This is a genomic window from Psychrosphaera sp. B3R10 (genome assembly GCF_018861025.1).
GTDB lineage: Bacteria > Pseudomonadota > Gammaproteobacteria > Enterobacterales > Alteromonadaceae > Psychrosphaera > Psychrosphaera algicola.
In genome coordinates this window covers 118,172-140,385 of the sequence record NZ_JAHKQH010000019.1, presented here as the reverse complement: position 1 = coordinate 140,385, position 22,214 = coordinate 118,172, and the positions used below count along the sequence as shown (strand labels likewise).

Genomic DNA, 22,214 nt, shown 5'->3' with positions numbered 1-22,214 from the left:
GAACTGTAAAATGATAACTAATTTGGCCATGTCGGCATTGCTGATGAGTGCCTCTGCTGGCGTATTTGCCGACTATAAATTGGATAATGATAATTCAGCCTTCCACTTTTTATCGACTAAAAAACAAACAACCACTGAAGTTCATCAGTTTACTCAACTAAGTGGCACGATAAACAAGCAAGGCTTAGCAAGTTTATCAATTGATCTTAATAGTGTTGAAAGCAATATCGAGATCCGTAATCAACGAATGACAAAAGAGTTGTTTGAAACGAACCTATACCCTCAAGCCGTTTTTACAACCCAAGTTAAACCTAGCGTTTATGAAAATCTAACCTTGGGCGAACACACAACAACGACCATAGAGGGAATGTTATCACTCCATGGTATTTCCCAAAAAATAACAACTGAAGTGATGCTTGTGAAAGGAAAAAACAAAACTCTGACAATAAGTACTATCAAACCGGTTGTGATAAATAGTGACCAATTTCAGTTAACTGGTGGTATCGATAAACTTAAACAACTAGCGGGCCTAAGTTCGATCAGCTATTCAGTGCCAATTACGTTTTCCCTTGCATTTAGTCACCAATAACGATTAACAAATCAACTCTGGAGTTAACGATGATTGAAGTATATGGCGATGTAAATTCAGGAAATTGTTACAAAGTAAAACTTGTTTGTGAGCTGTTACAAGTCAAATATAAATGGATTGAGGTCGACATATTAAAGGGCGATACCAAGACCGATCAGTTTGTCTCTATGAATCCAAATGGCAAGATCCCGTTTGTTCGTTTTAGTGACGGCTTTTGCCTATCGGAATCTAATTCTATTATTAACTATATTGCAAATAGCAGTAAGTTTTACCCTTCTGATCCTAAAGCCCAAGCACTAATCCAACAATGGCAATTTTTTGAACAATACAGCCACGAACCATTTATTGCCGTTGCGCGCTTTATTAATAAATATTTGGGAATGCCTGAATCTAGGTTACAAGAATATAAAGATAAACAAGCCGGCGGCAATAAAGCGCTAACAGTTATGGAAAAATGCTTGCAAAGCTCCGCATTTTTAACAGGTGATACAATTACAACTGCGGACATTTCGCTCTATGCTTACACCCATGTTGCAGATGAAGGTGGTTTTGACCTCAGTCAATTTCCGAATATTTCAAATTGGCTCAAACGTATCGAAAACAACGAACACTACGTTGCTATTGGCTAATCTATTTATATTTATTGAAATCGATTTTGAAGTTTAAGGTTATCGCAGCGTTAAAATAAAAAGTGGCGCCGACTTTGGTCCAAAACCACTTTAGTAAAAAACGTTTAAATGATGACTCGATTACTATCGTGTATTATATTGTTAATTAAATGACTTGTTTGTTCTTTTGCTTGGATCAAACAGGTCATGTAATACACAGGCTAAGTCTAAAAATGTTAGTTTATTATCTGATTTACCTAGACGTTTATCTGCTTTACCTTCTAAACCAGGCTCCACAAGTGGCGTCAATTTAATCTTAGACTCTAACTCTCTGTACCATACTCGTAAACTTACAGGTAGTTGACTATTCGCTTTTAGACCCAGTACATAAAACGCTTGTACAGGAATACTTAAAAACAAAATCGTCATCGCAAATGTAAGATTTATCTGGCTTGTTCCAAAAAACTGTAAATGCAGAAACGCAGTAACAATTGCAAGTGAAGGCATTAATGTCAAAGACAACAACGCTAGTTTCACCGCCCTTGTTTGGTCAAACATCGCCAAATAGGGTTCTCGTTTTGGCCAAAGTTGGCTAAAATCATATCCGGTTTTTAGAGTTTTAATTATTAGCAAATTTCACTACCTCTTAAATAGACTCACTACCATTAAAGATAACCTAATTCTCAACACCGTCAAAATACAAAATGGACATTATCACTGGATAATCAATTTTTGCGCTATTTATCAGCTATCTAAGTACCATATTTTTATCTAAATGTTATTTACAAGTTATCCACAAGTGAATTTAAAAACACCGACTTATCCACTATTTACATCAAGTTTATACTTGCTTTTGTTGTCTATTTGTTCATAGGTTAAAAGCTAGGACCAAAACCGATTACTTAAGCAACTATGTACGTATATAATTTGTCCGGTGACAATATTTAACCACTTGTTAATACACATTGTTATCAATAACTTACAGACTACAACAGAGTTACTCAACAGAGTTATCCACACAATCTGTGGAAAAGTATTAAGCACAGTTGATAACTGTGTAAATAAACAGGAGTTTAACAACGTTGTAGAAAATAACGTTAGACTATTTTAAAGGTTTTAGACTGCTTTTTTGTTTAAAGCATAGTAATATAAAAGGCATCGGTTACTAGATCGAATAAGGATATCGGCTTCATGCCTAAACAAACATTACACCTTCTAGACGGAGAGTTTTCAGTACACAGTTTCGTACCAGAAACGCCGGTACCTCAAGTCGTTTTGCAATCAGATATCTTTTTTATAGGTAAAACTGCAGACGAGTTATCTATTGTTTGCTCTTCTGATTTAAAATTAGAGAGCGACGAGCAAGAGGATGGCTGGAAGAGTTTAGAAGTTATAGGGCCATTGGGATTTTCATTGACAGGGATTTTGTCAGACATTAGCGGCGTGCTCTCTGCTGCTGATATCAGCATATTCGTAATTTCAACATTCGATACTGACTACATTTTAGTTAAAAGTAAAAATGTTGAAGCCGCGATTATTCATCTCGAAAAAGCCGGCTACAAAATAAGGGCTGAGATTTAGTAAAACCATGATTGGTCAATCCAGTAAAATAGAATTTAAACAAGGGTCCACTGTAACTGGGGTACAAATTCCTGCTCCTATATCGGGGAAAGTCTCCAGAATTTCATGCCCATTAGTCAACCAATTAGGGTGTGGCGTAAGTATTACTCCGACGACAAGTCAAGTAACCGCACCGTTTAATGCCCATGTGATTGCTATTGATATCTCAATCGGCCAGATCGTTTTACAAGCAAAAAACAAGCTTAAACTAGCTATTCAGTTGCCTTTTGAATACAAACAAAACTTGGGCCTAGGCATTAAGATTTTAGTTAAATTGGGTCAAGCGGTAACCCTTGATCAACCATTAATGGAACTTAACCTTTATAAGATGAGTCACAACTCAACACCGACCCATCTTTATATCTTTTGGTTAAATGCTCAAACGATAAAACGAATAGTCGTACCAAGAACTCACGTCGAGCATGGTGCAGACCCTTTATTTACCTTAGTGACAGAATAAATAAACTATGAATACAACAACAATGTTTGGTATTAAGAACTGCGATACCATAAAAAAAGCGCAAAAATGGCTAACCACACAAGACATCTCTTTTACATTTCACGACTACCGCAAAGACGGCATCGAACACCAATGGCTTGTTAATGTATGTAAAGAACTTGGTTGGCAAAATGTATTAAACAAACGTGGTACAACTTTTCGACAACTTGACGAATCGACAAAAGAAGCCATGGACGAATCATTAGCGATTAAATGTATGCTAGACGCTCCAGCGATGATTAAACGCCCTATTTTATATACCAACGGTAATTATTATCTGGGTTTTAAACAAACTGATTACGAAACACTTTTTGGCAAATCTTAATATGCAAATATCTCCAACAATTGAATTAACTCAACAACTTATAAGTCGCGAGTCTGTAACTCCAGAAGATGCAGGCTGCCAACAGTTAATGGCTTCTCGTCTTGAAAAATTAGGTTTTAATATCGAATCGATGTTTTATGTCGACACATTAAATATGTGGGCACGAAAAGGCACAGAAGCGCCGGTGTTCTGTTTTGCAGGGCACACCGATGTTGTACCGACAGGAGATGTTAAAAACTGGTCTACGCCACCTTTTGAACCTGTTATCAAGGACGGTCATATTTTTGGTCGTGGTGCAGCAGACATGAAAGGCAGTTTAGCGGCTATGGTTGTCGCAACAGAAAATTTTGTCAAAGCTCACCCAGATCATAAAGGCTCTATCGCTTTTTTAATAACCAGTGATGAAGAAGGTCCATTCATCAACGGCACGATGAAAGTCATTGAAACGTTAGAAGCCCGAAATGAAAAGATTGATATGTGCATTGTTGGTGAACCTTCTAGTACCAACTATTGTGGAGATATCGTGAAAAATGGCCGTCGGGGGTCTTTAACAGGCGATTTAACGGTTAAAGGTGTGCAAGGCCATGTCGCTTATCCGCACCTTGCTGAAAACCCTATTCATAAAGTGTCGCAATCTATTTTCCAATTGACGCAAACACAATGGGATCTTGGCAATGATTTTTTCCCACCTACCAGTTTTCAAATATCAAATATCAATTCTGGCACTGGCGCTGGGAATGTTATCCCTGGCGATGTTGAAATCATGTTCAATTTTAGATATTCAACTGAAGTGACCGCTGAACAACTTGTTCATCAAGTTGAAACATTGTTTAACGATAATGAACTTAACTACGAGTTAAAATGGACATATAACGGTCTACCGTTTTTAACAGACGAAGGTACGTTAGTCGACGCTGTTAACATAGCAGTTGAAGAAGTTACCGGGAAAAAGCCACAACTACTAACGACAGGAGGCACGTCCGATGGTCGTTTCATTGCCCCTACTGGCGCGCAAGTCGTTGAATTAGGCCCATGTAATGCGACGATACATAAAGTAGACGAATCTGTTGCTATCGCAGATTTAGATCAACTAACTGAAATGTATTTTAAAGTTTTAGAAAATGCCCTATTACCATAATTTAGGAAAATAATTAGTTAATGAAAAAATTGGATCTAACCGGCAAGGACACCGCTAATATAATCTTTCAGTCAAATGGCGTCGCAATACATAGCGACGTTATAGAGCCTTATAATGCCTTACAAACTGCAGCATTTGATGCCGGTTTCGACATGCAGATTGCATCCGGATTTAGAGACTTTGAAAGACAGTTAAAGATATGGAACGGCAAATATTTAGGTATGATCCCAATTTTTGATGACAATCAAATACAACTTGACGTTGATACCCTTGAACCCTTCGAGCGAATAAAAGCTATTTTGAGGTTTTCAGCGCTTCCTGGCGCGAGTCGTCATCATTGGGGCACTGATTTTGACTATTACGATAAATCTACTTTTGATCAAACGTTGGGGCTTAAATTGGTAAGTTCTGAATATCAGGGCGACGGACCGTTTGCTAATTTACACCAATGGCTACTAAAAAATGCTGAAAACTTTGGCTTCCATTTCCCTTATCTAAACCACAATGGCGGTATTGCCGAAGAACCTTGGCACATGTCTTATTACCCGCTATCTTCAGGCTATTTGGAATTACTTGAGTCGGAACCAAAGATATTGTTCGATTTGATCATAAATGAAGATATAGCTGGCAAAACCACGATACTTAGGAATTTTGAGCATATACTTGATTACTATATTTTGAACGTAAATCGAGTAGAGTAATGTCAGGATTTGCAATTGTAATTATTGTTATTGCGCTTGGTATGATAGTCGGCAACATTATGCTGTTAAAACATTCCGCAAAATTTTCAATGAAGAACCTAAAACAGGAGCCCATTGAAAATTCGAAAAAATCAGATGAGAAATCATCTGAGCATACAAAGGTTAACGATAAACCTACAGATGAGTTGTAGGGGAAAAAGACAAGCTTTCACCCGCAACCGTTAAATACACAGTACCATCTTGAATCGTGACTTGAATAGCCATGGTACGCTGCAATGCTGCAACAAGTTGTTGTCCGATGGTAGAAGGTACAGTCACAACCGAAATGTTATCTTTAACGCTAATTTTATTCTTTTGCTTAGCCCAATACTCATTAAAAAACCCGTCCTCGTAAGCATAGATAGCCATTTTATTCGATTGGTTACTGCCCTTTTTCACTCGAGATTCTGACGGTTGGCCTAACGCAATCCAAAGTTCAATAACATCAGACATGTCTTTTTGCCATAAGTCAGGCTCGTCTGTGTCACTTAACCCTTTGGTAAACTCGAGTGTTTCTGACGCATTTAAAATAAAGGCTAATAAGCGTAACATCATGCGCTCACTTGTTTCTGATGGATGTTTTGCAACCGTCAGTTGGTGGTCATTATAATAATTTCGATCTAGGTCAGTAATAGACACATCAAATTTATAAATCGTTGCTTTTAAAGCCATAGTCAGTTTTTACTCTTCAAATAAGACAGGTTGGTTTTAGCCAACAAATACATAAATACAAATACCGTTAACCCGGTTGCTGAAAAAACCATGGTCATTACCAAAATTTGATACCGGGCAGCAATGTATGGTTCTACGCCGGAAAGTATTTGACCGGTCATCATACCTGGCAAGGATACAACGCCGACTGCCAACATGGAATTGATTACTGGGATCATAGCGGCTTTTATCGCAATATTTTTAGCCGAAGCTACTGTGTGATATTCAAGTTCAGCAACAAATCGCTCCAGCGCAAGGCTAATCGCGGTCATACTGCTACTAAATAGCATACCACCAAGTGGGATCAAATATTGTGGGTTATACCAAGGTTCAATTCTCAAAACCCCCTGAGTTATAAAAATCAGAACAAGGCCGCTGCCTATTAATATAGATATTAAAGCGTGGCGAAATAACACAACCGTTTTAGTTTTAACAACATTAAGAGCAAGCCAACTTGCTATCAACATCATTAAAAATATCAACAAAGTGATAAATAGAGGGGACGCTTGTTGAAACACCCACAACAGCGCATAACCGACGACCATAAGTTGCAATAACATACGAGCAATAGAGATAGTGGGCCCGGTCACCGGCATTTTAGAGCGGTACATGAGAAACAAAACAACGCTAACAGGAACAAATGATAGCGCCACGTCAATCAGTTCAATTTGTTGAGTCACAAAAGCGTCCGTTGGTTTTTTTGGATTTCAAACAACTTTGAAATATTAAAGCGTTTAGTCAGTTGAGTTTGCAAATACTCTACGTTTTTTCGCCCGATATCTGTTTCACCATCTATAAAGTTAGCAACCCACCCAATAACTGCGCCACCTGAATTTATTATAGACTCCGCAGTTAACAGCGCATGATTTAAACACCCGAGTTTAATACCTACCACCAATAAAACAGGTAATTTTTCATTAACGACCCATTCAGACATCAGCTCTTCATTATTAAGGGGAAGATGCCAGCCCCCTGCTCCTTCTATTAAAGTGTACTCCGCTCCAGGAACTTTTGAACTAAGCAACGAAAGCAGCGATGCATCTAAAACCTTATTCTCAAGCTCTGCTGCAATATGAGGTGCTATGGGCTGTTGATATAATATGGGATTTATTTGATCTAACGAGTACACTTTGTTACACGCTAACCAAAGATGATAAGCATCTTCATTTACCGCTTTGCCGTTAACCACCAATGATGGCTCAACACCTGCTGCGACAGGCTTAAATGGAAATACCGAGTGCCCACCTTGGATTAAGGCTTTTACTATTAAAGCACTGCTATAGGTTTTACCTACTTCTGTATCTGTACCAGTGACAAAAAACCGTGTCGGTAATTTAGCAAAATCCATAAACGCTATTTCTCCAACGTTATATAAACAACCTGATAGGTTGCGGGGATTGAATTGTCGCTACCACAATTATGTAGATATGCTTGTTCCATTTTTACCCATTTGTTTTTGGTCACTAAACCTTTGTTCTTACGATCTTTTACAAAATTAGCACCAAGTAACTTTAATTCTTTTGCAAGTGATAAAACAGAATCAAATTTTAACGATATAGTCGCCAATTCTGCATTAGTTTTTTTCCAAACGCTTGAGTTAACGATCCGCTCGATGTCTTCAAAAGTCGAATATTGATGAATATGGGTATCGTTATCAACAGCAGACCAAGCTTGTTGCAATTCAATTAACGTACCGCTTACTAAAGTAGAAATAACGGCTTGTCCGCCAGGTCTTAATATTTGGTGTATCTCACTTAAAACGGTTTCGATATTGCACCACTGGATCATCAAACTTGAAAAAACCAAATCAAAGCAATTTGGTTGTAAAGGCAACTTATGACTATCACTTTGTATCTTAACGCCAGACGATGGATTTGTATCTAACATGGATTTTGATAAATCAAGACTGATAAGTTGTGTTGTTAACAATTCTAACTCAGGCGCAAATAAACCCGGGCCGCACCCCAAATCCAAAATGCGTTTATATTTTTTGTTAGCTATCTTAGATAAACAAGTTTGCCCAACTCTTTGTTGTAACTGGGCTCCGCAACGATACGTTTGCGCTGAATTTGAAAAGCAAGTCTGGATCTTTTCTCGCTGAGACAATTGTTGAAACGTATCTTGCGCTATAAGTTGCGATTCAAATTGCTTAGTCATATGTACATTCTACTAAGCTTTTTACAAGAAAATCGATATCGTCATGGGTATGATCAGTTGTCAGTGTTAAACGCAATCGAGCAGCGCCTTTAGCAACAGTAGGATAACGAATCGCGGTGAGCCAAATTCCCTTTTGTTTTAATTGCTCAGAAACCGACAAAGCCACTTTCTCATCACCAATCCAAATAGGTTGGATTGCAGAGCCACTTGGCATCACGGTTCTGTTTGCGTTTTTCATTTTGGTTTTAAAATAGGCAATGTTGCTGTGTAACTTCTCTCTACGCCAATCTTCACTTACCATTTTCTTTAAATTCTCACTAACCAAATAGGTTTGCATTGGCGATAGATGCGTCGAATAAATAAACTCTTTTGAGTAGTTAGTAAAATAATCAATATATAATTGCGGAGCAATGACGGCAGCCCCTTGTGCACCGACGCCTTTACCAAAGGTAACCACTAAAATGTCAATGTCACTAAAGGATAAATTCTGTTCTGCTAAACTACCAATCCCATGGGGTCCTAATACACCTATCCCATGTGCATCATCGACCATTACAAGACTACCTGCTCGACGAGCAACTTGAGATAAACCAGACAAATCTGGCGCATCACCATCCATACTAAAAATGCCTTCGGTTACCGTCAAACATCGAGTTTCATGTGCGTTTTTAGCCGTAAGAAGTTGCTCTAAACTAGAATTATCATTGTGTTTGAATCGCCATTGTTTGCAATAGCCTTGACCCTGCGAATTACTGCCGGATTCTAATAAGGACGCATGATTCAGCTTATCCTGAATCAGTAACGCGTTACCACTCGAGCTATTAAATAACGCTTTAATGACGCCCATATTAGCGGCAAATCCAGAGCTAAATAACAAACAACCAAAATCAATAGGCGCTTTGACCAGTTGCAACAACTGTTGCTCTAAATCGCGATGAATTTGATGGTAACCGGTAACTAAAGGACTCGCCATCGCACCGCTAAATAGACTAGTATTAGCTGACGATAATATCTGATTTGAATCAGCTGCTAGGCCTAAGTAATCGTTCGTCGCAAAGTTTAAATAATGCGAACCTTCGACTTCTATCAGCCTAGCGCTTTTAGGATTAACAAGTTGCGTTTTACGCAGCAAGCCAGACCGTTCTCGTTCAGCCAGCTGCTCCGCCACATACTGATGAAACATCGTATTACGCTTCGTAAAACATTTCTTTTTCAGCTGGTTTAGTCTGATCACTGATCTGTTCTAACAACGCAGCTTCTTTAGTTTCGTCTGAATAGTCTTTAGTTTGTTCAGAGTTAATCCCTAATTTTTGGAACAGTTTGCGGTCAAAATGTTCATCAGGGTTTGCTGTTGTTAGTAATTTACAACCATAAAATATCGAGTTTGCCCCTGCCATAAAGCACATCGCTTGCATTTGTTCATTCATGCCTTCACGTCCAGCAGACAAACGAACAAACGATTTAGGCATCATAATGCGCGCAACTGCAATTGTGCGAACAAATTCAAAAGAGTCTAAATCATCCACTGAATCAAGTGGCGTACCTTCCACTTTAACCAACATATTAATTGGTACGCTTTCAGGATGGTGAGGCAAGTTTGCTAGCGCCATTAATAAGCCATGACGGTCTTTTTCAGACTCACCCAAGCCAACTATACCGCCAGAACAGACATTCATACCGGCAGTTCTAACATTATCAAGAGTTTCTAAACGGTCTTCATAAGTACGAGTCGTAATGATATCGCCATAATATTCAGGAGAGGTATCTAGGTTATGGTTATAGTAATCGAGGCCCGCTTCTTTTAAAGCTAACGCTTGTTCTTTTGTAAGCATTCCGAGAGTCATGCAGGTTTCTAAACCTAGCTTTTTCACACCTTTAACCATTTCAATTACATAAGGCATGTCACGGTCTTTAGGGTTACGCCACGCAGCGCCCATACAAAAACGAGTAGAACCAATCTCTTTTGCTTCTTCAGCTCGTTTTAGGACTTTTTCAACTTCCATCAAGCGTTCTTTTTCAAGTCCCGTAGAATAACGCGCACTTTGTGGGCAGTATTTACAATCTTCTGGGCAAGCACCCGTCTTAATTGACAATAAAGTGCTTACTTGGACATAATTTGGATCAAAATGTTCACGATGAACAAGCTGTGCTTTAAACATCAAGTCGTTAAATGGCATTTCAAACAAGCGTTTTACTTCTTCGTGAGACCAATCGTGGCGTATTTCTGCAGACATAATTTAATCCAAATAATCAAAAATTGATGAATTTTAAAAGTCGGTAGTCTATCCTGCGCAAATAATAAGTCAATTTAAGACTTACACAAAAGTTTACAAGTGAACAATTTATGACCACAAAATCTGTAAAAAGTGATATACCTACCCAAAGTGTCGATTCAACATTTGATTTAAATCATGTATGGCATCCATATACCTCGTTAAAAGATCCGTTACCGTGTTATCCCGTAAAGCGAGCGGAAGGTGTGTATATAGAATTAGAAGACGGCACCAAGCTAATTGATGGCATGTCCTCATGGTGGTCAGTAATTCATGGCTATAACCACCCTATTTTAAACAAAGCCGTAACCGAACAATTAGCAGATATGAGCCATGTTATGTTTGGTGGCTTAACCCATAAACCCGCCATTGATTTGTGCAAGAAGCTTGTTCATTTAACACCCGCTGGACTTGATAAAGTATTTTTAGCAGACAGTGGTTCTGTTGCAGTTGAAGTTGCCTTAAAAATGGCGATTCAAGCACAGTTAGGCAGAGGATTTAAAAACAGAAATAGATTTATTACCATTAAAAACGGATATCACGGTGATACGTTTGGCGCAATGTCCGTTTGTGATCCAGATAATTCGATGCATAGCTTATATACCGGTATTTTACCGCAACATTATTTTGTTTCAGCACCGACAATAAAACCCCATCAAGTATTTGATAATGCAGATATGGCTGAACTTGTTGACACACTAGAAAAACATCATTTAGAAATTGCGGCATTTATATTAGAACCAATAGTACAAGGTGCTGGGGGAATGAAATTTTATCATCCTGAGTACCTCTCTTTAATCCGTCAAATTTGTAATAAATACGGCATATTGCTTATTGCTGATGAAATAGCCACTGGCTTTGGCCGCACGGGTAAAATGTTTGCCTGTGAACATGCCAATATTTCCCCTGACATCATGTGTGTTGGTAAAGCGATAACCGGCGGTTATATGAGCTTAGCGGCAACAATTTGTACAACGGAAGTCGCTAATGATATTGGAAAGTGTGAGGCTGGCGTTATCATGCATGGCCCTACTTTTATGGCCAATCCCCTTGCCTGCGCTGTTGCAAATGCCAGTTTGGCTTTGTTAAGTCAATATGATTGGCAATCTAATGTTAAGAACATAGAAACCCTACTCCGTTCAAACTTAAGTTCTTTAGCAGATTTAGATCACGTTGAAGATGTCAGGGTGTTTGGCGCAATTGGGGTAATAGAGATGTGTCAAAATGTCGACGTCGCGACGATACAAAAACAATTTATTGAACATAATTTGTGGATTAGACCATTTGGACGTCTTATTTACGTTATGCCTCAGTATGTGATCACAGATGAACAACTCACTGCACTAACCGATGGCTTAAATAGCGTAATCCGCGGACTCGAAGTTAAAGGTTAGATTAACACGTTGGCCGTTTAGGCCAGCGCACGGGACAAACAGAGCGTCACTTAATTGTTGTATTTTTGTTTACGTATTCGTAGCGAATAAAAATGCAGCGACGATGAGCACTAAAAAAACCAAATTGTAACGTCTGTGGTCACTAGCTCGTTTAGATCGTCGTTGATTGATAAACAGCGTTAACATACTTATCGCAACGTTAAAATATAAGGTAATAAGCAGCCAATGTTTAAGTGATGCAACCCATACTGTTCTAACTGGCACATCATGGAACATCGCTGTTAAATAAAACACTTCGGGACGGGCATAGTGAAATAGCCCCAATGCAGCGACAAATACCATCCAAGATATAAGGTTAAGCACATTCAACATTATACTTAAATTATCAGGGCCCTTGCGGCGATTTTTACCATCCCACATTTTTACTCAACTTTAACTTGTGTACTCTAATCATAGTAACAACTTTATTCATAATTAGTAGACGGCCTCTATTATGCGCTTTATTTAGTAATTAGGTAAATTAATGGCAATCTGACAAAACAAAAACTTAACTACCAGAACCTAATTTAGGAAAGAGTACGTTATTTAATTAACACACTAATTCGTAAGATAGCTATTTCTGTGCCAATACCGTATTAGTTTGGCAAATAAATAAAAATTGCTAACTTATATCGGTTTTAAGTCTTGTATCTCAACTTGAACAAAGTAAAATTGGCCCCCACTTGAACATTATTGAAACTTCTGAAAACGAAAAATATGTCACATCAAACTGTAAAATCATTATTAGCTGGCGATACAAAAGCTGGCGAGACCGTAACCGTAAAAGGTTGGATAAGAACGAAACGTGACTCAAAAGCAGGGATCTCGTTTTTGGCTGTACACGATGGTTCGTGTTTTGATCCAATTCAGGCAGTAGTTCCAAACGAATTACCAAATTATAACGATGTGACAAAGTTAACAACAAGTTGTTCAGTTGCAGTTACCGGTACGTTGGTGCAATCTGAAGGTGCGGGTCAAAACCTAGAGATTCAAGCTGAGACAGTAGAGATCATTGGCTGGGTAGAAAACCCAGACACATATCCAATGTCAGCGAAACGTCATTCTATTGAATACTTACGTGAACATGCTCATTTACGTCCACGTACTAATATTATTGGTGCAGTTGCGCGTGTTCGTAACTGCTTGTCACAAGCAATACACAGATTTTTCCACGAACAGGGTTATTATTGGATATCCACACCAATAATTACTGCGTCTGATTGTGAAGGTGCTGGGGAAATGTTTCGCGTTTCAACGTTAGACATGGTTAACACACCATTGACTGACGAAGGCACAGTGGATTACAGCCAAGACTTTTTTGGTAAAGAAGCGTATTTAACCGTTTCTGGCCAATTAAATGGCGAAACGTATGCCTGTGCTTTAAGTAAAATATATACGTTCGGACCAACATTCAGAGCGGAAAATTCTAATACAAGTCGTCATTTGGCTGAATTTTGGATGATTGAACCTGAAGTGGCATTTGCTGATTTAGGTGATATTGCGCAACTAGCTGAAGATTTACTTAAATATGTTGCAAACGCGGTATTGACCGAGTTGCCAGACGATATGCAATTTTTTGCACAGCGTGTTGAAAAAACAGCGATTAGCCGCCTAGAAGCGTTGGTAACAAGTGATTTTGTTCGAATGAACTACACAGACGCTATTGAAATTTTGCAAAACTGTGGCAAGAAATTTGAGTTCCCTGTTGAATGGGGTATTGATTTATCTTCAGAGCATGAGCGCTACTTAGCTGAAGAGCATATTGGTGCTCCTATTATTATGCAAAACTACCCTCGTGACATTAAAGCGTTTTATATGCGACAAAATGACGACGGTAAAACGGTTGCTGCTATGGATGTCTTAGCACCAGGTATCGGTGAAATCATTGGCGGTTCTCAACGTGAAGAACGTTTGGACGTTTTTGATGCTCGATTAGAAGAAATGGGCTTAGATAAAGAAGACTACAGCTGGTATCGCGATTTACGCCGTTACGGTTCAGTACCGCATTCAGGGTTTGGTCTTGGCTTTGAGCGCCTAGTTGCTTATGTTACTGGCATGCAAAACGTAAGAGATGTTATCGCATTTCCACGTGCGCCTGGTACAGCAAACTTTTAACAAAAACACAAAAATGGTCCTGCTTTCTAAGTTGGGCCATTTTTAATAGTTACTTAAATTTATTATTAAACTGGAAATATTATGAACATACTTGGCGTTGAGTTAAACAACAAAGAAGCCGTTATTTGTATTATTAGCTTCGAACATGGGTTGTTTAACGTCAAAGAATGTCGAACTCGCGGTATCGGTACTAATACGCCTGAGACTAGCGAAGGCATGCAGCACTTTCAGTTTCAATTTAAAAAGTTAATTGAAGACTACAAGATAGATAAAATAGTAATTAAACAAAGACATACTCGAGGCAAGTTTGCCGGAAGTTCAAATAGCTTTAAAATGGAAGCCGCCATTCAATTAATTGAAGGCGCTAATGTCGAGTTAATTACAAATAACGAAATAAAAGATAACTTAAAACATAATCCTATGGAATATTCCATGAAGGATCTTGAGTTAAGACAATTTCAAGAACAAGCTTTTTACACTGCGTACACCTACGCTTTAAGTTTAAATAAGAGCGAATAATAATAACGAGCATAATATGCAAATAAAGGTTTTGGTTGTTGATGATGTAGCAGACATTTTGCACCTCTTCAAACACCTTCTGAATCAATTAGGCTATCAGGACATAACCTTAGTCAGCACCGGGAAAGAAGCTTTAGAAATAATCCAAAATGAACAATTTGATTTGGCGTTTTTGGATATTGAATTACCTGATTTGTGCGGGACTGTCATTCTAGACCAGATCCAAGCAAGCGACAGCAATACAGATGTTGTCATGTGCTCCGCCCATAATTCGGTAGAAAACGTTAAATTAACTTGGGATAAAGGCGCAAAAGGGTTTTTAACGAAACCGATTTCGCCCCATAAACTTAAAAATTTACTCAAACGACTTAATCTCGAGACTGTGCAAGTTGCTTAATTGCAAATTATTACAGCGATTATGACTTCTATATGTGTCGCACTTATTCGACTTTTAGCGACACATATGACATGTTTTAGTCCTTAGGCGTTGAAGATGGAATATATATGAATGCCCTATTATTAAGTGCCTCAAAAGAAGGCAATACTGAATACTTGGAACATGCTTTACCCATAATTTCAGAATTTTTAGCTGACCGTACAATAGTTAATGCTGTATTTATTCCGTTTGCTGGCGTCACAATTAGTTATGGTGAATATACGACTAAGGTTAAACAAGCGTTAGCTTCATTGCCTTTTTCGATTAAGGGTATTCACGAGTTTAATGATTACCAACAGGCGTTAAAAGATGCTGACGTGATCATCGTTGGCGGTGGAAATACGTTCGAGTTGTTAAATCAGTTATACAATCATGATTTACTAGATGTCATCCAACAATCTGTTGAAAGACATACTTACTATATTGGCTGGAGCGCAGGTTCAAATATTGCCGGACAATCAATCAAAACTACCAATGACATGCCAATAGTGCAACCTCAGTCATTTACGGCACTTAATTTAGTGCCTTTTCAACTAAACCCTCATTACACCGATTTTCAGCCTCCAGGCCACAACGGTGAAACGCGACAAATGAGAATTGAAGAATTTATGGTATTGAACCCTCTCGCAACGATTGTCGGCATCCAAGAAGGAAGTGCACTACAACTAAATGGACATTCTCTATCACTTAAAGGCAATAAAGACGCTTTTATATTTAAGTCTGGCGATAAGACCATTGTTCAACCGCAACAAGATCTTTCAGAGTTGTTAAAGTGAAAGTTTGTTTTCTAATTTTATTACTTGAAGAGTAAAGCTGTTGTTATTTGAGACAAAACCAATTGCACTAGATGTTGGCGACATTAACATCTTAGATTCAGCCAAATCATACCTTAGTGCGTTACTAGAGCACATTTCAAGAGCTGAAAAACGGATCTACATTACCGCGTTGTATCTGCAAGATGATGACGCAGGTAAAATCATTTTAGATGCGCTATATCAGGCCAAACAACTTCGTCCTAAGCTTAATATTAATATATTTGTAGACGCTCACCGAGCTCAGCGAGGACTAATTGGCGAAAAACAACAACTTGGTAACCGCGCACTTTACCTTAAGCTCGCACAACAATATGGCGATACCATTAATATTTATGGCGTAGCGGTCAAAAATAAAGAACTATTTGGTGTGTTACATCTCAAAGGCATGGTATTTGATGATCATGTACTTTATACCGGCGCCAGCATTAATGATGTTTATTGTCATCAACATGACAAATACCGCCTTGATAGATATTACATTTTAAACTCCAAGTCATTAGCCGATAGCTTCTGCCAATACTTAGATACTGTATTTATCGATTCTGCATTAGCCCCAAAGCTTAATATCGAATATTACCCAGACCTTCAAACTCGCAAAACAATTGTTCAAAAGTTAAGAAAGTTATTGGCAGTTACGCAATATAAAACAAAACAATATCGACCTTTAAATTGTGAACTTACCGTTAAACCGCTTGTTGGGTTTGGAGCTAGAAATAATCAACTAAATAAGCATATAAGAAAGACAATACAACGCTCTGTCGATAAGGTTGTTATATTTACCCCTTATTTTAATATGCCAAAAGTATTGGTCCGTGATCTTGCAAAAGCGTTACGACGTGGCGTTAATGTTGAAATTACCGTCGGCGATAAAACTGCAAATGACTTTTATATCGAAGATCCTGACAAGTTTTCAACCATTGGCGCGATACCCTATTTATATGAAATTTTGTTGGTTCGATTTGTTAAAAAGTGGCAGAAATACATTTTGTCTGGGCAATTAACCATCCGCCTATGGAAACATGACAAAAATAGCTATCATCTAAAAGGCATTATTTCTGATAGTAGATACCACTTAATTACGGGCAGTAATGTAAACCCAAGAGCATGGGCATTAGACCTTGAAAATGGTTTACTCATTGACGATAAAAACGGAGTTTTGACCGAACAGGTCGAAAACGAACTTGCCCAAATTTATCAACATACAACGGTTGTTAAATCGGTTACAGAATTACAATCTTTGCGTGACTATCCACAAAAACCACAAAAGTTAATTAAAAAGCTGCGGTTAACTCAAATTGATAGGTTGTTAAAACGACTTCTTTAATGACTAACAAAAATGTGCTTTAACACAATCATGCGATTAAAGAGTCGGTCAAAATAGGTACATTTGAGAGCTGAACTTAAAAAGCGATAACTCATTTTTAGCAAAACTAGTTATCGCTTTTTGGTACTAAGGTAAGGTCGATTGAGTTCGGCGCTAATCTAGTACTTTAGAGAACTATTTGACCGCTAAGCGATTATTGACATCCCTACTTTGCTTAATCAAAGAGGTATGGTCAATATCCTGAGTTGATTTAGAAAATCGATCGTACAACAACACATTGACCGTTGCGGCTAAATTCAAACTGCCTTTAGTTGGAATATAAACAACAGCGTCTGCTTGGTCGACCCACTCTTGCTTTACCGAACTATCTTCTGGACCTAATAAGTAAAATGCTTTTGGCGGGTGATTAAATTCGTTTAAAGGAATCGCCCCTTCAACCAATTCAATGCAGATTAGTGGTACTTCTTTCGGTTTTTCCGCAAAAAAATCGTCAACATGAACAAGTCCAATATCAGCCGATATATTTTGTGTATCGGTATGAAATTTTTTCGCAATATCATACCGATTCCCAGTATAAAGTACCTTATCCGCGCCAAAACAACCTACGGCCCGCATTACACCACCCACATTGGTTGGGCTCTTTGGGTTGGTCAAACATATGGTTACATCTGTCATAAAAACTCTAATTACAAAAAAATTGCGCGCAGTTTACCATGAGCTTATTGTAATTCTAACCCACCTAACACCAACAATTTAAATCGTCGACGCTAATTCGGCGCCCTGGCGTATCGCTCGTTTTGCATCTAGTTCTGACGCATAACTCGCACCACCAATTATTTCGACATCTGCTCCAAGTGCTTTTAGTTCATCTGCAAGTGTCGTATTACTTAATTGACCCGCACATACAATGACATTATCCACATCGAGAATACGTGTTTCTCCATCGATAATAATTTCTAAACCTTCTTCGGTAAGTGCTTTGTATTCTACACCGGCCATCATATCGACCCCAGAACGTTTCAGTTCCATTCGGTGTACCCAACCAGACGTTTTCCCTAAACCAGCTCCAACTTTAGTATTTTTACGTTGCATTAAGTATATTTTACGAGTTGGCTGGTCTTCTTTTTGCTTTTTAATCGCTCCACGTTCCGAATAGTCGGTATCTACGCCCCAATAGGCTAACCAATGTTCCAAATCTAATGTATGTGATTTTGGTTGCGTAAGTGCACATGCTACATCAAAACCGATACCGCCAGCGCCTATAATCGCAACGTTTTTGCCAACAGGTTTATGATGCTTAAGGACATCTAAATAACCAAGAACCTTGTCTGAGTCAAAACCTGGAATTGGCAGTTTTCGTGGGGTTATACCGGTCGCAATTACGATTTTGTCAAAGTCACCAGCAACTAACGATTCCGCGTCTTTTGTTTGACCTAAATGCAAATGCACACCGAGTTGCTTTAATCGATTTTCAAAGTAACGAATCGTTTCATAAAATTCTTCTTTACCTGGAATAGTCTTGGCGATATTAAACTGCCCACCGATAGATTGTTCAGCGTCAAATAAATGGATCTCGTGTCCTCGTTCAGCCGCATAACACGCAAACGCCATACCCGCCGGACCCGCTCCGACTACAGCCAATTTTTTCGGTTCGACAACCGTCTTAAATAGTAATTCGGTTTCATAGCCAGCAACTGGATTTACTAAACACGTTGCCCTTTGACGTTGAAAAACATGATCTAAACAACCTTGGTTACAGGCGATACAGGTATTTATCTGATCACTGTTATTTTCTTTGGCTTTATTAACAAAATCGGCATCTGCTAAAAAAGGTCGAGCCATCGAAACCATATCCGCTTGACCAGAGGATAATATTTGTTCCGCAACTTCAGGCGTATTAATTCTGTTGGTGGTGATTACAGGAATACTGACTTGTTGCTTAATGCGTTCTGTTATCCACGTAAAGGCTTTACGGGGCACGGAGGTTACAATTGTTGGTATTCGAGCTTCATGCCATCCAATACCGGTATTAAGTATAGTTACTCCGGCGGTTTCTAATAGCTTCGCTAATTTGACCACTTCGTCAAAAGTAGAGCCTTCATCAACTAGGTCCAACATGGACAATCGGAAGATAATAATAAAGTCAGGGCCTACTTTTTCTCGTGTTTGACGAACAATGTCTAATGCCAAACGCGTTCGATTTTCAAAGCTCCCTCCCCAGTCATCTGTTCGTTTATTGGTCTTCGGAGCAATAAATTGATTTATCAAGTACCCTTCCGAACCCATAATTTCCACCCCATCATAGCCGGCCTTTTGTGCTAGATAGGCGCAATTAACAAAGTCATTAATGGTCTTTTTAATACCACGTTCTGATAATGCCTTAGGTTTAAATGGAGAAATTGGTGATTTTATAGCAGACGCACTTACATTAAACGGATGGTAGGCGTATCGGCCAGTATGTAAGATTTGAAGACAGATCTTACCGCCTTCTTGATGAACCGCATTTGTAATTTTTTTATGTTTGTTTACATGCCAGAAGAAACTGAGTTGCGACCCTTTGGGTTCAACACGACCAGCAAAATTAGGCGCAATGCCGCCAGTAACTATGAGACCTACACCACCTTTAGCTCGCGCTTGATAAAAAGCAGCAAGCTTATCAAATCCATTTTTTTCTTCCTCAAGCCCCATATGCATGGAGCCCATCAATACTCTATTTTTTAAAGTGGTAAATCCAAGGTCTAATGGTTCAAAAATGTGTGGAAATGACATGTTGTAAAACCCTTTTTATAATTATGGTATTACTCTACCCAACAACTGGTCGGACTTCAACTGTATATTTTGTTACAAGGTTTCCCTAAATACCTACTGAAATTATTTGCTTTTGGTCTTAGAATCAGAGTAATAAGCAATAACCAACAAAATCCATTTAAAGTCAAAGCAAGGAATATTATGCGTAGCGATCTATCTCAGAATAAACATTGGTTAAGAGATCTCATTAAAGCAAGTTGGAATGTCATAAATTTTAGTCGTCGAGTCTTTTTAAATATCGGTTTTATATTAGTATTAATTGCCTTATTCATCATTTTTAGTGCAAGTCAAACGGCTCCTATTGTAGTAAAAAACAATTCCATTCTAACGCTAAACCTCGTTGGTGACATCGTCGAACAAAAAACGTTTGTCGACCCTTACGATGAGGTCATGGCTGATTTTGCGGGTAATCGAAATCAAAGTCCTGAAATATTATTAATCGACGTATTAGACGTAATCGCAGAAGCTAAAGACGATAATAAAATTAAAGCACTGGTGTTAAATTTACACAGTTTAAAAAATACCGGATTAAATAAACTGCAGGAAATTGCATTTGCTATTGACGAATTTAAACAAGCCGGTAAACCTGTCATTGCCTATGGCGACTATTTTAGCCAAAGCCAATATTACCTTGCGGCCCACGCCGATGAATTGTATCTGCATCCCATGGGGTCGATTAGTTTAGACGGATTTGGTCGTTTTAATATGTATTACAAAGCGGCTTTGGAAAAACTCAAAATCAATGCCCATATTTTTAGAGTGGGTACATTTAAATCTGCAGTAGAACCCTTTATTCGTGACGATATGTCAGCTGCCGCCAAAGAAGCAAATATCAATTGGTTAAGCGATTTATGGACAATCTACAAAGAAGACGTAGCGCAAGCTCGAAATATTGAAACCTCTAATTTTGATGAATCTTTAGATGATTTTTTAGAAAAGCTAACTCAAACCAATGGTAGTTTTTCGCTATTTGCATTGCAAAACAAATGGATTGATGGTCTTAAATCACATCAAGAATTAGATAGCTACTTAGCGGAAAAGTACGGTAAAGATGTAAATTACGTAAACTTTAATCATTACTTAGCGTCAATGAGTCAACAACTAGAGATGGAGCCTATGGATAAGGTCGCTATAGTCGTTGCTAAAGGCACTATTTACGATGGCAAGCGTAAACCAGGTGAAATTGGTGGTCAATCAACTGCTGCGCTATTAAAGCAAGCACGTCTTGATAAGTCCGTCAAAGCGGTTGTACTGCGTGTAGATAGCCCTGGAGGCTCTGCATTTGCGTCTGAATTAATTCGAAATGAAGTAGAAGCCATGAAACAGGCTGGAAAACCGATCGTAGTATCGATGAGTTCTATGGCCGCCTCTGGTGGTTATTGGATTTCAGCGTCAGCTGATGAAATTTGGGCCGCCCCTTCTACCATTACTGGTTCAATTGGGATCTTTGGAATGTTCCTGACCTATGAAGATAGCTTAAGTGCACTAGGTGTAACAACCGATGGTGTTGCTACAACAGAACTTAATGGACTATCAGCCGTTCGTGCTTTAGATCCGCAAATGGGAAAAGTCATTCAACTTGCGATTGAACATGGTTATGACCAGTTTATTTCTCTTGTCGCAGAAGAACGTTCGATAAGTAAATCTGATGTAGACAAAATTGCACAGGGCCGAGTTTGGTCTGGTAAAACGGCTTTTGAAATTGGGCTTGTAGATAAGTTAGGTTACTTTAATGATGCCATTGATTCTGCAGCTAATTTAGCTGAGTTAAGTGATTACGATATTAAAGTCGTAGAAACAAAACTCAATCCAATGGAGCAATTCATGCAAGAGTTATTTAAAACGTATGGACCTAATTTAACTGACAACTTCGATATTCGTCGTCAATCAATTCAATCGCTCTTTGGCACCATAGCTACGCAAGCAGAAAAATGGACAGAAATGAATGATCCAGCAGGCGTTTACATTTACTGTTTGGAGTGCGACACCTTGCAGTAAAAACCAAATGAGCTGTAAACAAACTTTGATGCTACTAAAATCATCTTAGATTGGCCTCAACAAACAACAGATGAATTTAACGTACTTCTATTAACAAGATTGAAGT

25 protein-coding genes are annotated in these 22,214 nt (G+C 38.5%); 15 read left to right on the top strand and 10 right to left on the bottom strand.

The genetic code is table 11. The features are described from left to right. Positions 1–10: 10 nt before the first annotated feature. Both KO525_RS05875 and KO525_RS05870 read left to right on the top strand, forming a co-directional pair. On the top strand, positions 11–589 hold the full coding sequence (locus KO525_RS05875) for a YceI family protein (protein ID WP_215962863.1): 579 nt from the start codon (positions 11–13) through the stop codon (positions 587–589). Between the two features lie 32 nt (positions 590–621). Continuing rightward, positions 622–1,218: a glutathione S-transferase family protein gene (locus KO525_RS05870; RefSeq protein ID WP_215963045.1), complete on the top strand. Its 597-nt coding sequence runs from the start codon at positions 622–624 to the stop codon at positions 1,216–1,218. Positions 1,219–1,359: 141 nt separating this feature from the next. Here KO525_RS05870 and KO525_RS05865 read toward each other — a convergent pair whose 3' ends face one another. Next, the gene (locus tag KO525_RS05865) at positions 1,360–1,830 is read right to left on the bottom strand and encodes a DUF412 family protein (RefSeq protein WP_215962862.1); all 471 of its coding nucleotides are present in this window, start codon (positions 1,828–1,830) and stop codon (positions 1,360–1,362) included. A 558-nt stretch (positions 1,831–2,388) separates the two neighbouring features. Between KO525_RS05865 and KO525_RS05860 the strand changes: the two genes are divergently transcribed. From KO525_RS05860 to KO525_RS05835, 6 genes are read left to right on the top strand one after another with little or no spacing between them, the layout of a single operon-like run. Continuing rightward, positions 2,389–2,778, top strand: a complete 390-nt coding sequence (locus tag KO525_RS05860; protein WP_215962861.1) for an ACT domain-containing protein — start codon at positions 2,389–2,391, stop codon at positions 2,776–2,778. Positions 2,779–2,785: 7 nt separating this feature from the next. Continuing rightward, positions 2,786–3,277, top strand: a complete 492-nt coding sequence (locus KO525_RS05855) for a PTS glucose transporter subunit IIA (protein WP_215962860.1) — start codon at positions 2,786–2,788, stop codon at positions 3,275–3,277. A gap of 7 nt (positions 3,278–3,284) precedes the next feature. Further along, complete coding sequence (locus tag KO525_RS05850; protein ID WP_252736697.1) at positions 3,285–3,641, top strand: ArsC family reductase; 357 nt, start codon at positions 3,285–3,287, stop codon at positions 3,639–3,641. 1 nt (position 3,642) lies between these two features. Beyond that, a complete protein-coding gene (gene dapE, locus KO525_RS05845) occupies positions 3,643–4,779 on the top strand; it encodes a succinyl-diaminopimelate desuccinylase (protein ID WP_215962859.1) in 1,137 nt (378 codons plus the stop codon). Positions 4,780–4,799: 20 nt separating this feature from the next. Then, complete coding sequence (locus KO525_RS05840; protein WP_215962858.1) at positions 4,800–5,480, top strand: M15 family metallopeptidase; 681 nt, start codon at positions 4,800–4,802, stop codon at positions 5,478–5,480. Then, positions 5,480–5,671 carry a DUF2897 family protein gene (locus tag KO525_RS05835; protein ID WP_215962857.1) on the top strand — a complete coding sequence of 64 codons (192 nt, stop codon included), beginning with the start codon at positions 5,480–5,482 and terminating at the stop codon, positions 5,669–5,671. Before KO525_RS05840 ends, KO525_RS05835 begins: the two co-directional genes overlap by 1 nt. On the opposite strand, the gene KO525_RS05830 is transcribed toward KO525_RS05835, so the two are convergent. From KO525_RS05830 to bioB, 6 genes are read right to left on the bottom strand one after another with little or no spacing between them, the layout of a single operon-like run. Next, a complete protein-coding gene (locus KO525_RS05830; protein ID WP_215962856.1) occupies positions 5,655–6,191 on the bottom strand; it encodes a YaeQ family protein in 537 nt (178 codons plus the stop codon). The two genes, KO525_RS05835 and KO525_RS05830, sit on opposite strands and share 17 nt — an antisense overlap. A 2-nt stretch (positions 6,192–6,193) precedes the next feature. Next, entirely contained in the window at positions 6,194–6,910 is a 717-nt protein-coding gene (locus tag KO525_RS05825) for an ABC transporter permease (RefSeq protein ID WP_303521019.1), read from the bottom strand. Then, complete coding sequence (bioD, locus tag KO525_RS05820) at positions 6,907–7,578, bottom strand: dethiobiotin synthase (RefSeq protein ID WP_215962855.1); 672 nt, start codon at positions 7,576–7,578, stop codon at positions 6,907–6,909. The genes KO525_RS05825 and bioD overlap by 4 nt, the downstream gene beginning before the upstream one ends. A gap of 5 nt (positions 7,579–7,583) precedes the next feature. Next, positions 7,584–8,387, bottom strand: coding sequence for a methyltransferase domain-containing protein (locus tag KO525_RS05815; protein ID WP_215962854.1), 804 nt, complete (start codon positions 8,385–8,387; stop codon positions 7,584–7,586). Next, positions 8,380–9,570, bottom strand: coding sequence for an 8-amino-7-oxononanoate synthase (locus KO525_RS05810; RefSeq protein WP_215962853.1), 1,191 nt, complete (start codon positions 9,568–9,570; stop codon positions 8,380–8,382). The genes KO525_RS05815 and KO525_RS05810 overlap by 8 nt, the downstream gene beginning before the upstream one ends. Positions 9,571–9,574: 4 nt before the next feature. Next, positions 9,575–10,621 (bottom strand): biotin synthase BioB, encoded by a 1,047-nt coding sequence (gene bioB, locus KO525_RS05805; protein ID WP_215962852.1) that lies wholly within the window; start codon positions 10,619–10,621, stop codon positions 9,575–9,577. Between the two features lie 110 nt (positions 10,622–10,731). On the opposite strand from bioB, the gene bioA reads away from it, so the two are divergent. After that, positions 10,732–12,054, top strand: a complete 1,323-nt coding sequence (gene bioA, locus KO525_RS05800; protein ID WP_215962851.1) for an adenosylmethionine--8-amino-7-oxononanoate transaminase — start codon at positions 10,732–10,734, stop codon at positions 12,052–12,054. Between the two features lie 69 nt (positions 12,055–12,123). Here the strand turns inward: bioA and KO525_RS05795 are convergent, their stop codons facing one another. After that, entirely contained in the window at positions 12,124–12,474 is a 351-nt protein-coding gene (locus tag KO525_RS05795) for a hypothetical protein (RefSeq protein ID WP_215962850.1), read from the bottom strand. 336 nt (positions 12,475–12,810) lie between these two features. On the opposite strand from KO525_RS05795, the gene asnS reads away from it, so the two are divergent. From asnS to pssA, 5 genes are all read left to right on the top strand, one after another. Next, a complete protein-coding gene (asnS, locus tag KO525_RS05790; RefSeq protein ID WP_215962849.1) occupies positions 12,811–14,208 on the top strand; it encodes an asparagine--tRNA ligase in 1,398 nt (465 codons plus the stop codon). Between the two features lie 81 nt (positions 14,209–14,289). Then, on the top strand, positions 14,290–14,727 hold the full coding sequence (locus KO525_RS05785; protein WP_215962848.1) for a DUF3010 family protein: 438 nt from the start codon (positions 14,290–14,292) through the stop codon (positions 14,725–14,727). Between the two features lie 16 nt (positions 14,728–14,743). Beyond that, positions 14,744–15,124, top strand: coding sequence for a response regulator (locus tag KO525_RS05780; protein WP_215962847.1), 381 nt, complete (start codon positions 14,744–14,746; stop codon positions 15,122–15,124). A gap of 101 nt (positions 15,125–15,225) precedes the next feature. Continuing rightward, positions 15,226–15,939, top strand: coding sequence for a dipeptidase PepE (pepE, locus tag KO525_RS05775; RefSeq protein ID WP_371744381.1), 714 nt, complete (start codon positions 15,226–15,228; stop codon positions 15,937–15,939). A 40-nt stretch (positions 15,940–15,979) separates the two neighbouring features. After that, positions 15,980–17,302, top strand: a complete 1,323-nt coding sequence (gene pssA, locus KO525_RS05770; protein ID WP_215962845.1) for a CDP-diacylglycerol--serine O-phosphatidyltransferase — start codon at positions 15,980–15,982, stop codon at positions 17,300–17,302. A 174-nt stretch (positions 17,303–17,476) separates the two neighbouring features. On the opposite strand, the gene KO525_RS05765 is transcribed toward pssA, so the two are convergent. Together KO525_RS05765 and KO525_RS05760 are read right to left on the bottom strand one after the other, a co-directional pair. Then, complete coding sequence (locus tag KO525_RS05765; RefSeq protein ID WP_215962844.1) at positions 17,477–17,977, bottom strand: RNA methyltransferase; 501 nt, start codon at positions 17,975–17,977, stop codon at positions 17,477–17,479. A gap of 78 nt (positions 17,978–18,055) precedes the next feature. Then, complete coding sequence (locus KO525_RS05760) at positions 18,056–20,071, bottom strand: FAD-dependent oxidoreductase (RefSeq protein WP_215962843.1); 2,016 nt, start codon at positions 20,069–20,071, stop codon at positions 18,056–18,058. 180 nt (positions 20,072–20,251) lie between these two features. Here KO525_RS05760 and sppA point away from each other — a divergent pair, with 180 nt between their 5' ends. Then, a complete protein-coding gene (sppA, locus tag KO525_RS05755; RefSeq protein ID WP_215962842.1) occupies positions 20,252–22,108 on the top strand; it encodes a signal peptide peptidase SppA in 1,857 nt (618 codons plus the stop codon). Positions 22,109–22,214 lie beyond the last annotated feature (106 nt).